The sequence below is a fragment of the Oscillospiraceae bacterium NTUH-002-81 genome (assembly GCA_032620915.1).
In the GTDB taxonomy this organism is placed as follows: Bacteria; Bacillota; Clostridia; order Lachnospirales; family Lachnospiraceae; genus JAGTTR01.
In genome coordinates this window covers 3,384,777-3,399,688 of sequence record CP136052.1, presented here as the reverse complement: position 1 = coordinate 3,399,688, position 14,912 = coordinate 3,384,777, and the positions used below count along the sequence as shown (strand labels likewise).

11 protein-coding genes are annotated in these 14,912 nt (G+C 52.9%); 6 read left to right on the top strand and 5 right to left on the bottom strand.

Features of this window, described 5'->3' with window-relative positions:
• Positions 1 to 40 precede the first annotated feature (40 nt).
• On the bottom strand, positions 41 to 1,465 hold the full coding sequence (locus tag RJD28_16815; protein ID WNV57823.1) for a sigma 54-interacting transcriptional regulator: 1,425 nt from the start codon (positions 1,463 to 1,465) through the stop codon (positions 41 to 43).
• A gap of 138 nt (positions 1,466 to 1,603) precedes the next feature.
• Positions 1,604 to 2,191, bottom strand: a complete 588-nt coding sequence (locus tag RJD28_16810) for a hypothetical protein (protein WNV57822.1) — start codon at positions 2,189 to 2,191, stop codon at positions 1,604 to 1,606.
• A gap of 388 nt (positions 2,192 to 2,579) precedes the next feature.
• Here RJD28_16810 and RJD28_16805 point away from each other — a divergent pair, with 388 nt between their 5' ends.
• Both RJD28_16805 and RJD28_16800 read left to right on the top strand, forming a co-directional pair.
• Positions 2,580 to 4,214, top strand: a complete 1,635-nt coding sequence (locus tag RJD28_16805) for a response regulator (GenBank protein WNV57821.1) — start codon at positions 2,580 to 2,582, stop codon at positions 4,212 to 4,214.
• 31 nt (positions 4,215 to 4,245) lie between these two features.
• Positions 4,246 to 4,596, top strand: a complete 351-nt coding sequence (locus RJD28_16800) for an arsenate reductase family protein (protein WNV57820.1) — start codon at positions 4,246 to 4,248, stop codon at positions 4,594 to 4,596.
• Between the two features lie 4 nt (positions 4,597 to 4,600).
• On the opposite strand, the gene RJD28_16795 is transcribed toward RJD28_16800, so the two are convergent.
• The gene (locus tag RJD28_16795; protein WNV57819.1) at positions 4,601 to 6,265 is read right to left on the bottom strand and encodes a hypothetical protein; all 1,665 of its coding nucleotides are present in this window, start codon (positions 6,263 to 6,265) and stop codon (positions 4,601 to 4,603) included.
• Positions 6,266 to 6,475: 210 nt separating this feature from the next.
• Here RJD28_16795 and RJD28_16790 point away from each other — a divergent pair, with 210 nt between their 5' ends.
• The 4 genes from RJD28_16790 (at position 6,476) to RJD28_16775 (ending at position 11,547) form a co-directional block, all read left to right on the top strand.
• Positions 6,476 to 7,741 (top strand): BMP family ABC transporter substrate-binding protein, encoded by a 1,266-nt coding sequence (locus RJD28_16790; protein ID WNV57818.1) that lies wholly within the window; start codon positions 6,476 to 6,478, stop codon positions 7,739 to 7,741.
• A gap of 173 nt (positions 7,742 to 7,914) precedes the next feature.
• A complete protein-coding gene (locus RJD28_16785) occupies positions 7,915 to 9,447 on the top strand; it encodes an ABC transporter ATP-binding protein (GenBank protein WNV59664.1) in 1,533 nt (510 codons plus the stop codon).
• Positions 9,440 to 10,543, top strand: coding sequence for an ABC transporter permease (locus RJD28_16780; GenBank protein ID WNV57817.1), 1,104 nt, complete (start codon positions 9,440 to 9,442; stop codon positions 10,541 to 10,543). The genes RJD28_16785 and RJD28_16780 overlap by 8 nt, the downstream gene beginning before the upstream one ends.
• A 5-nt stretch (positions 10,544 to 10,548) precedes the next feature.
• A complete protein-coding gene (locus RJD28_16775) occupies positions 10,549 to 11,547 on the top strand; it encodes an ABC transporter permease (protein ID WNV59663.1) in 999 nt (332 codons plus the stop codon).
• 264 nt (positions 11,548 to 11,811) lie between these two features.
• Here RJD28_16775 and RJD28_16770 read toward each other — a convergent pair whose 3' ends face one another.
• A complete protein-coding gene (locus RJD28_16770; protein ID WNV57816.1) occupies positions 11,812 to 12,069 on the bottom strand; it encodes a cation transporter in 258 nt (85 codons plus the stop codon).
• Between the two features lie 201 nt (positions 12,070 to 12,270).
• Positions 12,271 to 14,877, bottom strand: a complete 2,607-nt coding sequence (locus tag RJD28_16765) for a heavy metal translocating P-type ATPase (protein WNV57815.1) — start codon at positions 14,875 to 14,877, stop codon at positions 12,271 to 12,273.
• Positions 14,878 to 14,912: the final 35 nt, after the last annotated feature.

Below are 14,912 nucleotides of genomic sequence, written 5' to 3'. Positions count from 1 at the left end.
CACCTGCAGTCTGAGGAACCCTGTATTACGAGGTTCCTTTTTAGCGTGAAGCTGCCCCGGGATATTTTTCTGCGTAATACATGCGTTTTCGTTCAAATGTGGAGTAATTCATATGCAGGGAGCGGGCGGCCTGCCGTACACTGTTGTGGTGGTTATAGGCCCGGCTGATATATTCGTATTCGATCTGCTCCAGTACCTCTTTTAAGTTCACATTTTCATCGGGCTGGAACGTGCGAGTCTTGCCATAGCCGATGAGGGGCAGGTCATCCAGGGAGATGAGGTTGTCCTCGCTCATGATGACGGCCTGTTCAATAACATTTTTCAGCTCCCGGACGTTGCCGGGCCAGCTGTATTCGGTCAGAAACTGGTAGGCCAGATTGGACAGCTTTTTCTCAAAATGATATTTCTGGTTCAGACCATCCAGGAACCGTTTCGCCAGCGGGATAATATCGTTCCGCCGCTCCCGCAGCGGCGGAATGTGGATGGGAACGATGTTCAGCCGGTAATAGAGATCCTGCCGGAACTGCTTGTGCTCCACCATATCCAGCAGATCCCGGTTGGTGGCGGCAAGGATGCGGACGTCGATCTTCACGGGCTCGGTGCCGCCGATGCGTGTTACCTGCTGATCCTGCAGCACCCGCAGCAGCTTCACCTGCATGTCCAGCGGCAGTTCGCCGATCTCATCCAGAAAGATCGTGCCGTGATTGGCAACCTCAAACAGGCCCATCTTGCCCGTCTTACTGGCACCGGTGAAGGCGCCCTTTTCGTAGCCGAACAGTTCACTTTCGATGAGATTTTCCGACAGGGCGCCGCAGTTGACCTTGACGAAGCGCTGTTTGGCCCGGGGGCTGTTTTCGTGGATATATTTGGCCACCTCTTCCTTGCCGACGCCGGTCTCGCCCAGGATCAGCGTGGTGGAATCCACTTTTGCCACCTTGTAAGCCCGGGTGAGTACATCCAGCATTTTCTTGTCCTCGGCCACCATGTCTATGGCAGGGGGCAGGAACTGTTCCTTCAGGGCACGGATCTCCGCCTGGTATTTGTCTGCCAGCTGTTCGGCAGCGGCCAGCCGTTCTTCCAGCCGCTGGATCTCTTCAAAATTCCGGCTGTTGCTGATGATCATTTCCAGGTTGCCGTTTTCATCATAAATGGGTTTGCTGCAGATGAAGGCGTGCCGGTTGGTGCGCTGGAAAACCAGCTCGATATTAGCCTCCTGGCCGGTTTTCAGCACCTGGAGGGAACCGGACTGGGAAATGTACTGTTTTTCCATATCACCCATGTGCAGGCCCAGGATCTCCTCCCGTTTCAGCCCCGACAGCTCCTCGTAGGCCTTGTTCACCCGCATGGTGCGGGCCTGGGCGTCGGTGACATAGATGGTATCGGGAAGGTTTTCAATGATATCCTCAAAACAGTGGCAGAGCCGCCGCGTTTTCTGCAGTTCCAGAAGCAGCGCCTCTCGGTCCATGGTTTCTATTTCCGTATCTGTTTTTAAAATCGATGTATCGTAGCGGTGCAGGGTATCCAGAAGTCTCTCTCCTTTTGAAAAAGCGCTCCGAAACCAAAGCCTCGAAGCGCTGAAAATGTACGCTGTTTATAAAGTTTTTTATAAAGTTTCAATATAGGGGCTGACTACGCCCAGGAATTCTTTCTCCCGGAGCCACCAGTCTTTCTTGGAGGTGTTGCACAGCAGCGTGCCGTCTACCCTGTACAGCGGCGCCCGGTCGGTCAGGCCCAGCAGCCAGGAGCGGAAGTCCTCGTAGCGCATTTTTACCACATTTTCCACGTAATGCAGATGGAATTCCGGGTTGGAAACCTGGCAGAAATAAATCTGGCAGAAAGCATTGTCGTGGTAATCGCCCTTGTCCACCACCTGACGGATGTTGCCGATGTGGCGGATGTCGTCGCGGGTCAGTACAACGCCCAGTTTGTTTGCCGTGTTTTCAATGATGGCGTCCTCAAACGTCTCCTCCGGATCGATGTGACCGCTGGAAATCAGGTCATACAGACCGGGAAAATCCTTCCGGTGCATGGAACGCTGCCGGAAATACAGCCATTTCTCGCCGTTTTTTACTTCCATCATCCACAGATGGACGACCTGATGCAGCAGGCCTTTCTTGTGTACCTCAGAACGGGGTGCAACGCCAATGACATTATATAAGTTGTCGTATATCTTGAGAATCTCCTCTTCCATACTTTAAACTCCCCTTTGATAGAAATAGTTCTGCACCTCCATTATACACTCCCTGAAAATAATGTCTATGCATTTCTTCGGATATTTTGTATAATATACATAACAGTTCACTCGAATATTTTTGTGGGCAGGCGGCATGCTTGCATGAGAGCCTGCCTGCAGGAATATTCGAAGGGAGCGCCAGCATATGAGCAAAAAGGAGTTGCGACGCAGCGGAGAGCATCGCAGATGCGATTTTGCGAATGGCGCGTGTGAACTGTGACGAGCGGGTATCCGGTGGGGGGTAATTTATGGAGCAGGGGAAAAGGAAGAAAAGATACAGCCACGCAGGCAATTTCGTGTTTTTGTTTTTGGTTGTGGTGATGCTATCGCTGTTTATACGTTTATTTTGCAGAAAAGCTATGCACACAACACACTGGAGGCGGCTGTAGAACGAAATATTTCCTGCTCCGACGGTATGCATCAGGTGATCTCCAACAAGTTTACACGGGAAGATTATGCGGAGATCAACGACAGGGCGGATATGAAGCTGGAACGGTACCAGGAGCTGCAGAAGAGCCTGAACGAGCTGCGCAGCCTCAATTCTACCCGCTACCTGTATACTGCCAAACGGGATGCGGACGGCAGGCTCATCTATCTGGTGGATGGTCTGGATCTGCTGGCGGAGGATTTTGCCTATCCGGGAACCTACATTGAGGAGGAGATGATCCTGTATATCAGCGCGGCGCTGGACGGGGAGACAATCTATTCCCAGGAGATCATGGATACGACCTGGGGACATATTTTCACGGCCTGTTATCCGGTGCGTGCCACCGACGGTTCCCATGAGATCATCGGCGCGCTCTGCGTGGAGATGGACATGGAATCTTCCTATGCATGGATCGAGACCAGCAACCGCCGGGCGCTGGGGTTTGCAGTGATGGCCGTTCTGGTGGCAGTGTTGCTCATTGCCTGGATATCCAGGTATACCCGGGCCCAGAAGAAAAAGGAGCGGGAGCAACAGCGGCTGCTGGAGGAGAGTGCGGCTGCGGCGGAGGCTGCCAATCAGGCAAAATCCACCTTCCTTTTCAACATGTCCCATGACATCCGGACGCCCATGAATGCCATCATCGGATACGCCGAGCTGGCAGGCAATCATCTGGAGGAACCGGAGGTCTTGCATGGATACATGGAAAATATCCGCATCTGCGGCAAAAAGCTGCTGTCCATCATTGACAATGTGCTGGAGCTGGCGCGGATCGAGAACAACGAGACAATGCTGGAGGAAAGCGCGACAAATGTGGAGGATATGCTGGATTCCTGCCTGCTCATGTTCCATGTATCGCTGGAAGCACGGCATCAGGTGCTATCTATGGTGAAGGATATCCGTTACCCGTATGTGTATATGGACAGTTCCCATGTGTCAGAGATCATTCTCAATATCATCAGCAATGCCAATAAATATACCGGAGAGGGCGGTTCTATCCGCTGTGCCCTCAGCCAGAAGCCCATGGAAAAGGACGGCTGGTGCATGATGACCATTGCCATTGCGGACAGTGGCATCGGGATGTCAGAGGAGTTCCAGCAGCATATTTTTGAATCCTTTACCCGGGAGCGTTCTTCCACCATCAGCGGCGTGGACGGCACCGGACTGGGAATGGGCATTGTGAAAAAGCTGGTGGATCTCATGGGCGGAACGATCGAGATTCACAGTGTGCTGGGAGAAGAAGGACTGGTTGTGGAACGGGCGGACAACGGTGTGGCCTGTGTAGAGCTGCTGGAAAAAGCACCGGCCGGATACTACGACCTGATCCTGATGGACGTGCAGATGCCGGTGATGAACGGATACGAGGCGACAGGTAAAATCCGAAAGCTGCAGGACAAGTCCAAAGCGCAGATCCCCATCATTGCCATGACGGCCAATGCGTTTGCGGAAGACAGGCAGAAGGCACTGTCCGTGGGCATGAACGACTATGTGGCAAAGCCCATTGATATGAATACGCTGATCCCTGTATTGCAGAAATATTTGCAATCAAAGAAATGATGGAGAAATGTTGTGAAAGGAGAGATGCGCAATGTTATTGATCGAATATCCGAAATGTTCCACCTGCCGCAAGGCAAAGAAGTGGCTGGATGAGCACCAGATCGCTTACACCGACCGCCATATTGTGGAGGAAAATCCCACGGTGGAAGAGCTGAAAGCATGGCAGGCGGCCAGCGGACTGCCGGTGCGGAAATTTTTCAATACCAGCGGGATGCTTTACAAGGAAATGCATCTGAAAGAAAAGCTGGCAGACATGTCAGAGGAGGAGCAGCTGCAGCTTCTGTCCACCAATGGCATGCTGGTGAAGCGGCCATTGGTGGTGAATGGAGATCAGATACTGGTGGGCTTCAAGGAAGCTGATTGGGAGGACAAACTTCTTTAGCTTTTTATTCTCCGGTGGCTTCCCGGTACGCTTCAGACGGTACCTCTGCCCAGGCGTGTTTTTCCCCCGGCGTGACGGCCAGTGTCCGGGGATTTACCGCATAAAATTCCATAATCGAAGTTTGGGTTTCTCCATCAGACGGCGTTGTGTCCTGATAATATACGAACAGGTCACAGGCGCCGTTTTTTGATACCCGGTCGTAGACGAGCCGGTTCTGGATCGTGTCTGTGCCGGACTGCGTTTCCTGGAAAACGACATAAGGGGTACCCTTGGCAGTGTAAGATACCGTTAAAGTGTCAATGTCGTTGGCGGGAAGCTGCCCCTCATCGGCCAGCAGCTGGTACACCGCCTGGAATTCCGAGAGGAGAGCCGTGTCGGATTCAGAGTCAGCAGACGCAGAAGAGCTGGAACTGTTAGTGCCAAACTCTGATGTTCCATCATTGTCAGGAGCATGGATGCCGGTTTCGGACGCATTGGGTGAACCATTGCCATCAGCGTCGAATGAGCGGTCATCCGTAATTTTGTTCTCATACGTATCAATATGGTATTTTTCCCGCTCTTCCTCAGTCAGCCGTCGGCAGAGCAGCGGCCCCATGGCCTGCTGATAGTAATAAATGGACCCGTCCATGAAGGTGTCTTCCCGCATATAGATCAGTCCGTCTGCGGTGACACTTTCCTCTGTAGGCGCATGGAGAAAGACCAGCAGCATACACCCGGTGCCATAGAGCAGGAACATACCCTCCAGACAGATGAGTACGATGCCAAGAAGCACTTTACTGATGGCGGGCAGGCCAGTTTTGTGGCGCATGGCCCCAAACAGCCGGTATACCCAGTAGATAGACAGGGCACACCAGAGCAGGAACAGCAGAGATACCGATGCCGTTTCAAAAAGAGGGCGATAAGTCACGCCGTCAGGCAGCAGATTCGGTACAGTACCGAAGACGCCGGTGTACAGCAGCAAAATACCGGTAAAAATGATCAGCACAGGTGCCTTGGGCTGCGGCGCTTGATCCCAGTTTCGCAGAACATTCCACAGTGGCGAACCTTCCCAGACGTCGGAATTTTCTTCCACGAAGGCTTCCTCCAGCTCCTGCGCATTCATGGCCGCCTTTTCCACCGGTACCAGATGACAGGCATCCAGATCATCCCGCCAGATGCTGTCCTGAAGAAGAAATTCTGCCGCTGCTCGGTAAAGATAGTAGCTTTTCAGCTGCGATTTGTTCAGTTTCTCGGGAGAGAGCTGCCGCAGAGCCTGACTGGCTTGGTCGGGGCAGTGCATGAGCAGCTGATATTTTGCCATGGACAGGAGCAGGGTCATCTGCATTGCCCGGTTATTTTTATAAGTAGTGCGGTAAAGCACATAGTTGTAGTCGTGGCAGTCCTGAAAGCTTTCCCGGTGAAGGCGGCGGATCTCGGTACGTGTCTTGGCAAAAAGGAGCAGCCCCATGGAAGCCAGGACGCAGAGATAGAGAAGGACACAGCTTCGTATGCGGGGGCCGGGATCGTCGTCCCATCCGGCGGTGGTAAAGATCAGTGCTAGGACAAACAGCGCCAGCAGGCCGGTGAGTATGCGGAAAATCCGCAGCCGCAGAAGCCGCTGTTTTCCCAGATTGCCGCCGTAGCTGTCCGGCAGGTGCAGATTGGTCTGTGTCAGGTCATACATATTCAAAGTCAGTTTCCCTCATTTCCTAAAATAAAAAGTGAAAAACAAGAAATATATCCCTACTTTACCATAAAATATAAAATAGAAGGAAGAAGAATGCCGTCGTTTTTATGGAAAATTAATAATTTTTTCACGTCCTCTTGACAATATTGTCTGAAAATGCCTATACTGACAAGTGTTGAGAACTGATAATAGATCTAAACAGGAGGAAAAGTGATGAAAAAGAGAGTTGTAAGCTTACTTGCAGTCATGGCACTGACCGTGGGAATGCTGGCAGGATGCGGATCTTCTTCCGACAGCAGCGCTGATACGAAGGATGCCGCAGCAGATGAGAGTGCAGAGGACACTGCAGATTCCGCAGAGGGAACCACATCTGCAACCACCGTAAAGGCAGGTTTTATTTTCCTGCATGACGAGAATTCTACCTACGACCTGAACTTCTTAAACGCAGCGAAGGAAGCATGTGAGAAACTCGGCATTGAGTACATGACCAAGACAAACATCCCTGAGGGACAGGAGTGCTATGAGGCAGCCTGCGAGCTTGCTGATGCAGGATGTAACTACATCTTCGCAGATAGCTTCGGACATGAGGATTACATCATCGAAGCTGCAAAGGAGTTCCCGGAAGTACAGTTCAGCCACGCTACCGGAACAAAAGCACACACAGAGAATCTGGACAACTACCACAATGCATTTGCATCCATCTATGACGGCCGTTACCTGGCAGGCGTTGTTGCAGGAACCAAGTTAAATGAGATGATCGCAAATGGCGAGATCACAGAGGATCAGGCAAAGATGGGTTATGTCGGCGCTTATACTTATGCTGAGGTTATCTCCGGTTACACCTCTTTCTTCCTTGGCGCACGCTCTGTTTGCCCGACTGTTACCATGGACGTAACCTTCACAGGATCCTGGTATGATGAGACCGCAGAAAAAGAGGGCGCAAATAAACTGATCGAGAACGGATGCGTACTGATCAGCCAGCATGCTGACTCCATGGGTGCACCGACCGCATGTGAGACCGCAGGCGTGCCGAACGTTTCCTACAATGGAAGCACAGCAAGTGCTTGCCCGAACACCTTCCTGGTATCTTCCAGAATCAACTGGGAGCCTTACTTTGAGTATGCCATCCAGTGTGTAGAAGAGGGCAAGGCCATCGACACCGACTGGACAGGAACTCTGGCAACCGGCTCTGTTGAACTCAGCGAGCTTGGCACAGCTGTAGCAGAGGGCACACAGGAAGCTGTAGATGCAGCAAAGGCTGACATCGAGGCTGGCAATGTGCATGTATTCGATACTTCCAAATTTACTGTAGAGGGCAAGACTCTGGACAGCTACGAGGCAGATATCGATACCGATGCTGATTACACACCGGATCACGAGGTAGTAAGCGATGGTTACTTCCATGAGTCCGAGTACCGTTCTGCTCCGTACTTCGATGTGAAGATTGATGACATCAACCTTTTGGATACCGCATTTTAATAGCGAACCGTGCAATATCTGACCGTATAAAAGATTGCACAGGGCGGCACAGCGTATATCGCCGCGCCGCCCTTTTTCTATCAGCCCGGGGCAACCGATTCCGACAGGAAAAGGCTTTCCCGGACCGGCAGAAAAAGGGGCGGATCAGCCACTAACTCGAAAGGGGACAAATGATGGAAACCAAGATAGCCGCAGTTTCAATGAAAAATGTTACAAAAACCTTCGGCTCCGTAATCGCCAATGATAAAGTTAGTCTGGACATCTATAAGGGAGAGATTCTGGCACTGCTGGGCGAGAACGGAAGCGGAAAAACGACGCTGATGAACATGCTTTCGGGCATTTATTTCCCGGATGAGGGACAGATTTTTATCAATGGCAAGGAGGAGGTCATCCGCTCCCCCAGGGCAGCCTTTGATTTAGGGATAGGCATGGTGCACCAGCATTTCAAGCTGATCGATGTGCTTTCCGCTGCGGAAAACATCATCCTCGGCCTGGAGGGGAAGCTGAACATCAAAGAGGCTTCCCGGAAAATCGAGGAGATCTGTGAAAAATACGGCTTCGAGGTGGATCCGAAGCAGAAGATATACGATATGTCCGTGTCCCAGAAACAGACGGTAGAGATCGTAAAAGTGCTGTACCGCGGAGCGGATATTCTGATCCTGGATGAGCCCACGGCTGTGCTGACGCCCCAGGAGACAGAGAAGCTGTTCCGGGTGCTGCGGAAAATGCGGGACGACGGCAAAGCCATTATCATCATCACTCACAAGATGCATGAGGTAGAATCCCTGTCTGACCGGGTGGCTGTGCTGCGGGCCGGAAAGTATATCGGCAGCATGATGACAAAGGATACCAACGTAACCGAGATGACCAACATGATGGTGGGCCACGCGGTGACACTGAACATTGAGCGGCCCGATCCGGTGGATCCCAAGCCCCGGATCGAGGTGCAGGGGCTGACCGTGCGAAGCGAGGACGGCATTTTGAAATTACAGGATGTATCCTTCACCGCCAACAGCGGAGAGATCCTCGGTATCGCAGGCATTTCCGGCTGCGGCCAGAAGGAACTGCTGGAGGCCATTGCCGGTCTGCAGCCCACGGAAGCGGGCACGATCCGTTACGTGGAGGATGATGGCAGCAAGGAAGAGCTCATCGGAAAGGATCCGCTGAAGATCGCCCAGATGGGCGTGTCCCTTTCCTTCGTGCCGGAGGATCGGCTGGGCATGGGTCTGGTGGGCAACATGGATCTGACCGACAACATGATGCTGCGTTCCTTCCGCAGAGGACATACGCCTTTCACCAACCGCAAGCCGTCCAAGGAGCTGGCGGAGAACGTGGTGGAGAACCTGGAGGTGGTGACCCCGGGCATTACCACACCGGTGCGCAGACTGTCCGGCGGTAATGTACAGAAGGTGCTGGTAGGCCGTGAGATCGCCTCTGCGCCGACCGTGCTTCTGACGGCTTACGCCGTGCGCGGCCTGGATATCAATTCTTCCTATACGATTTACAAGCTCATCAATGAGCAGAAGAAAAACGGTGTGGCCGTGATTTTCGTCGGAGAGGATCTGGACGTGCTCATGGAGCTGTCTGACCGGATCCTGGTGCTGTGCGGCGGCCAGGTCAGCGGCATCGTGGATGCGCGGACAACCGACAAAAATCAGGTGGGAATGATGATGACTTCGGTAGGAGGAAGAGAAAGCGATGAATGAGAAAAAGAAAGAACCGTTTTTTCATGTGGTGAAGCGGGATGTGCTTCCCTGGTATCAGTCGGTGGGCATCCGGGCAGTGGCCATCATTCTGGCACTGATCGTGTGCGGCATCGTCACGACACTGACCACCGGCATTAACCCGGTAGAGGTGTATCAGTCTGTTTTTGCCGGTGCATTCGGTACTGCGAGAAAAACATGGATCACTCTGCAAAATATGTCCGTGCTGCTGTTGATCGCGCTGGCGCTGACACCGGCGTTCAAGATGAAGTTCTGGAACATCGGCGGCGAGGGACAGGTACTCATCGGCGGACTGGCGGCTGCAGCCTGCATGATCTGTCTGGGAGAAAAAGTTCCTAACGTGGTTGTGATCATCTGTATGGTGATTTCCAGTGTGGCTGCCGGCGCCATCTGGGGCTTTATCCCGGCATTTTTCAAGGCAAAATGGAACACCAACGAGACGCTGTCTACCCTGATGATGAACTACATTGCAACCCAGCTGGTGGCTTTTTTCACCATCCTGTGGGAGGTGCCCAAGGGCTCCGGTAAGATCGGCATCATCAACCAGAATTCCAACGCGGGCTGGCTGCCCCAGCTGTTCGGTTCCAAATATCTGCTGAGCATTTTTGTGGCTGTCATCGTCACCGTATTTATGTATATTTACCTGAATTACAGCAAACAGGGCTATGCCATTTCTGTTGTGGGCGAGAGTGAAAATACCGCGAAATACGTGGGCATCAAAGTAGAAAAGGTCATCATCCGTACGGTGGTGCTGTCCGGCGCACTGTGCGGCCTGGTGGGTCTGCTTCTTGTGGGAAGCATCAACCACACCATCACGACGACCATCGCGGGAGGCCAGGGCTTCACCGCCGTGCTTGTTTCCTGGATGTCCAAATTCAATCCGCTGACCATGGTATTTGCCACCTTCCTTATTATTTTCATGGATCGGGGCGCCAGCGAGATTTCCACAGCGTTTGGCCTGAACCATGCGTATTCCGATATCCTGACAGGTATCATCCTGTTTTTCATCATCGGCTGTGAGTTTTTCATCACTTACCGGCTGCAGTTCCGTAAAAAAGCAGAAAAGGAGGAACAGTAATCATGTTGAGTTTTTTGCTTGCATTTATTCCGAGAGCGATCGTGCAGGGTATCCCGCTGCTGTACGGTAGTACCGGGGAAATCATCACCGAAAAATCCGGCAACCTGAACCTGGGGATCCCGGGTGTCATGTATGTGGGGGCCATCAGCGGTGTCATCGGTTCCTTTTTCTATGAGCATTCCGTGGGTGATGCGTCAGCCATGAATCCGGTGCTGGCCGTGCTCATTCCGGTGCTGTGCTGCCTTTTGGGGGCACTGCTCATGGGGCTTTTGTACTGCTTTCTCACTGTTACTCTGCGGGCGAACCAGAACGTAACCGGTCTGGCCATGACTACCTTTGGTGTTGGCTTCGGTAACTTCTTCGGCGGTTCCCTGATCAAGCTGGTGGACAGTGATGTGCCGTCTATCGCCCTGACCGCAACGAGTAATTTTTTCAGTAAATCCCTGCCCTTTGCAGGAAAACTGGGTGGATTCGGCAAGCTGTTCCTGTCCTACGGTTTTCTGGCATATCTGGCAGTCATCATTGCCCTGGCGGCATCTTATATTCTCAATCATACCCGGACGGGGCTTCACCTGCGGGCTGTGGGAGAGAATCCCAACACTGCGGATGCGGCGGGTATCAATGTAACGAAGTACAAATACTTTGCCACCTGTATCGGCTGCATGATCGCAGGTCTTGGTGGCCTGTACTATGTGATGGACTACGCCTGCGGCGTTTGGTCCAACGATGCTTTTGGTGACAGAGGCTGGCTTGCCATTGCCCTTGTGATCTTCACCATCTGGCGTCCGAACTTGAGCGTTCTGGCATCCTTCCTGTTCGGCGGCCTGTACATCCTGTACCTGTATCTGCCCACCGGCATGGATCATATGGAATACCAGGAGCTGTATAAAATGATCCCCTACGTGGTAACTCTGGTCGTTCTGGTGGTGACCAGCATGCGCAGCAAGCGGGAAAATCAGCCTCCGGCAAGTCTCGGTCTGGCGTACTTCCGCGAGGAAAGATAACGGCGCGAGTGTGCAGAAAAATGGTTTAATTCACAGAGTTTTGTTCAGGAAAGTATTCGGTTATGCGGAGCGTATATAGGGATAGCTGAAAGCAGGAGAGGACTCTGGGAAATAGAAATGAAATAAAAACAAGAAAGGCAGTCCCGTGATCACTTTGAAAGGTGTGAGGGGCTGCCTTTTTGGACTGTGCTGCATTCTGTGGGAAATCATCTGTCGGGATGCTCCATGTGCGCGCGGCAGATGATTTTACCAGAGTGGCTGCGATTACTTGCGGAATCCGAACAGCCCTTTTTTCTCATAGGGCTTGGCGGAAACAGAGGTTACGGTGTACCCGGTCTTGTCAATGGTTTCGCGCAGCTTGTCCTCCGGGATATCCTCCTCGGTGAGGATCACGGTCTGTCCCTTGCTGTGGGAAGAGGTTACCTTCTTCACGGACGGGAATGCGGCTCTCACCGTATCGTTTACGTGCGCCTCGCAATGTCCACACATCATACCTTCTACACCAACTGTAATTTCTGTCATTTTCTTTTCCTCCTATACTTCTTTTTTATTATGATAAACAATGGTTTTGATTGTTTCAAATCATTCCTGTTTTTATCTCGTGTGAAGAACGTGTTTTATGTTCACACGGATATTAAAATGTATTCAGGAATTGTTTTTTCAACAGATATCGATTGATTTGTCTTTCTTCGAAATCTGTTGTCGATGGAAAATCCTGTAGGATTATCGTAACACTTTCTTTAAATCATATCCAGCTTCTTTGATGGTCGCTTTCAGTGTCTGGTCGGAGACTTCCCCGGACAGGTGCACAACGGCGGTGCCTGCCTCGTGGCTGGCAGTAGCTTCTGTTACACCGTCCAATGCCTCCAGGGCGGATTTCACATGGGCTTCGCAGTGGCCGCACATCATTCCTTTGATTTTCAGGGTAATGACGGTGTCGTTGCTGTTGTCTGTTGCAGTCTGTGATGTTTTGGTATTTGCAGCAACTGCGCCTGTATCGGCACTGGTATCGGATGAACCGCTGAGTAACGGGGCGCTTCCCAGGGCGTTTTTATGGGGCTTGTCGTGGCTGGCGTCATGCATCTTGAAGAAATTCAGGCGCAGGGCGTTGGTAACCACGCAGAAGCTGGAAAGGCTCATGGCTGCGGCACCGAACATGGGGTTCAGGGTCAGGTGGAACAGCGGAATCCACACACCGGCAGCCAGCGGGATACCGATGATATTGTAAATAAAGGCCCAGAACAGGTTCTCATGGATGTTGCGTAAGGTAGCGCGGCTCAGCCGGATAGCAGCGGGCACGTCGGACAGGCGGCTCTTCATGAGCACGATGTCAGCGGCATCGATGGCGATGTCGGTTCCGGCGCCGATGGCGATACCGATGTCAGCGGAGGTCAGGGCAGGTGCATCGTTGATGCCGTCGCCTACCATGGCAACCTTGCCCTTCTTTTTCAGACGGCTGATGACCGCCTCTTTGCCGTCCGGCAGTACCCCGGCGATGACTTCATCTACACCGGCCTCCGCGCCGATGGCTTTGGCGGTGCGCTCGTTATCGCCTGTGAGCATTACCACATGGATGCCCATGTTCTGTAATTCTTTCACGGCCCGGGGGCTGTCCTCTTTGATCACGTCAGCCACGGCAATGATACCGATGAGCTGCCCATCCTCACTGAAAAACAGCGGTGTCTTGCCTTTTTCTGCCAGGGCGCTGGCCTGTGCTTTCAGGTCTTCCGGCACGGCAGCATTTTTCTCGATGAAGGAAAGATTACCGCCTGCCAGGGTATGGCCGTTTAACACACCGGTGAGGCCGTTGCCGGGAACAGCTGTAAACTGCTCGGTGTCTCCGCCGTCAATGCCCCGCTCCTGTGCCAGGGCCAGGACAGCCCGGGACAGCGGGTGTTCACTTTTCTTTTCCAGTGCGCAGGCTTTGGCGAGAAGGGTTTTTTCGGTATAGCCGCCAGCGGGAAGAATGTCGGTTACCCGGGGTTCACCGCTGGTGATGGTGCCTGTTTTATCCAGGGCAACGATCTGGATCTTGCCGGTCTCTTCCAGAGAAACGGCGGTTTTGAACATGGTGCCGTGCTTGGCGCCCATGCCGTTGCCTACCATGATGGCAACCGGGGTGGCAAGACCCAGGGCGCAGGGGCAGCTGATGACGAGAACGGAAATGCCTCTTGCCAGGGCGAAACCAATGGTTTGTCCGGCTAGCAGCCACACGATGGTGGTAATGATGGCAATGGTAATTACGGTAGGAACGAAAACGCCGGATACCCGGTCAGCCACTTTGGCGATGGGGGCTTTGGTGGCAGCGGCGTCGCTGACCATCTGGATGATCTGGGACAGAGTGGTGTCCTCACCCACACGGGTGGCTTCGCAGATCAAATGGCCGGACTGATTCAGAGTTGCGGCAGAAACGGTATCTCCCGGGGCCTTGTCCACGGGGATGCTCTCGCCGGTGAGGGCGGATTCGTTGACGGCACTGGTGCCCTCGGCAACCACGCCGTCTACAGGGATATTTTCACCTGGGCGTACCACAAAACGGTCGCCGATGTGTACCTGTTCAATGGGAATCTCGGTCTCCACGCCATCCTTTAAAACAACGGCGGTCTTGGGAGCCAGCTTCATGAGGCTCTTCAGTGCGTCGGTTGTTTTTCCCTTGGAGCGGGCCTCCAGCATTTTACCCACAGTGATCAGCGTCAGGATCATGGCTGCGGACTCAAAATAAAACTCATGCATATAGGACATGACTGCCTCGGCATCTCCCTGTACCTGGGCGCTGGTCATGGCGAACAGGGCATACACGCTGTAAACGAAAGCGGCGGTGGAACCCAGGGCAACGAGAGTGTCCATGTTGGGCGCCCGGTGAGCCAGGCTCTTAAAACCGTTGATAAAAAACTTCTGGTTCACCACCATGACAGCCACGGTGAACAAAAGCTGTACCAGACCCATGGCGATGTGGTTGCCGTCAAAGAAGTGCGGCAGCGGCCAGCCCCACATCATATGTCCCATGGAAAAATACATGAGAGGGATCAGCAGGCAGAGGGAAACGATGAGCCTCTTTTTTAACAGCGGGGTTTCTTTATCTTTCAGCATGTCTTCATAGTCAGAGGCACCGCTGCCCGCATTTTTGGCGGCGCCTTTCAGGGAAGCGCCATATCCGGCATTTACTACCGCCTCGATGATGGCCTGGGAGGAAGCAGTGCCTTCCACGCCCATGGAGTTGGTCAGCAGGCTGACCGAGCAGGAGGTGACGCCGGGCACCTTCTGGACGGCCTTCTCGACCCGGGTGCTGCAGGCGGCACAGCTCATGCCTGTAACGTTATATTGTTCCATTTGTCTCAGTCCTTTCTTGAAATGTCGTAAATCTA

What these genes read in the sequence shown, in the direction of transcription:
- RJD28_16770 (WNV57816.1), bottom strand. Translation starts at nt 12,069, where the DNA reads ATGACAGAAATTACAGTTGGTGTAGAAGGTATGATGTGTGGACATTGC.
- RJD28_16785 (WNV59664.1), top strand. Translation starts at nt 7,915, where the DNA reads ATGGAAACCAAGATAGCCGCAGTTTCAATGAAAAATGTTACAAAAACC.
- RJD28_16790 (WNV57818.1), top strand. Translation starts at nt 6,476, where the DNA reads ATGAAAAAGAGAGTTGTAAGCTTACTTGCAGTCATGGCACTGACCGTG.
- RJD28_16800 (WNV57820.1), top strand. Translation starts at nt 4,246, where the DNA reads ATGTTATTGATCGAATATCCGAAATGTTCCACCTGCCGCAAGGCAAAG.
- RJD28_16780 (WNV57817.1), top strand. Translation starts at nt 9,440, where the DNA reads ATGAATGAGAAAAAGAAAGAACCGTTTTTTCATGTGGTGAAGCGGGAT.
- RJD28_16815 (WNV57823.1), bottom strand. Translation starts at nt 1,465, where the DNA reads ATGGACCGAGAGGCGCTGCTTCTGGAACTGCAGAAAACGCGGCGGCTC.
- RJD28_16765 (WNV57815.1), bottom strand. Translation starts at nt 14,877, where the DNA reads ATGGAACAATATAACGTTACAGGCATGAGCTGTGCCGCCTGCAGCACC.
- RJD28_16810 (WNV57822.1), bottom strand. Translation starts at nt 2,191, where the DNA reads ATGGAAGAGGAGATTCTCAAGATATACGACAACTTATATAATGTCATT.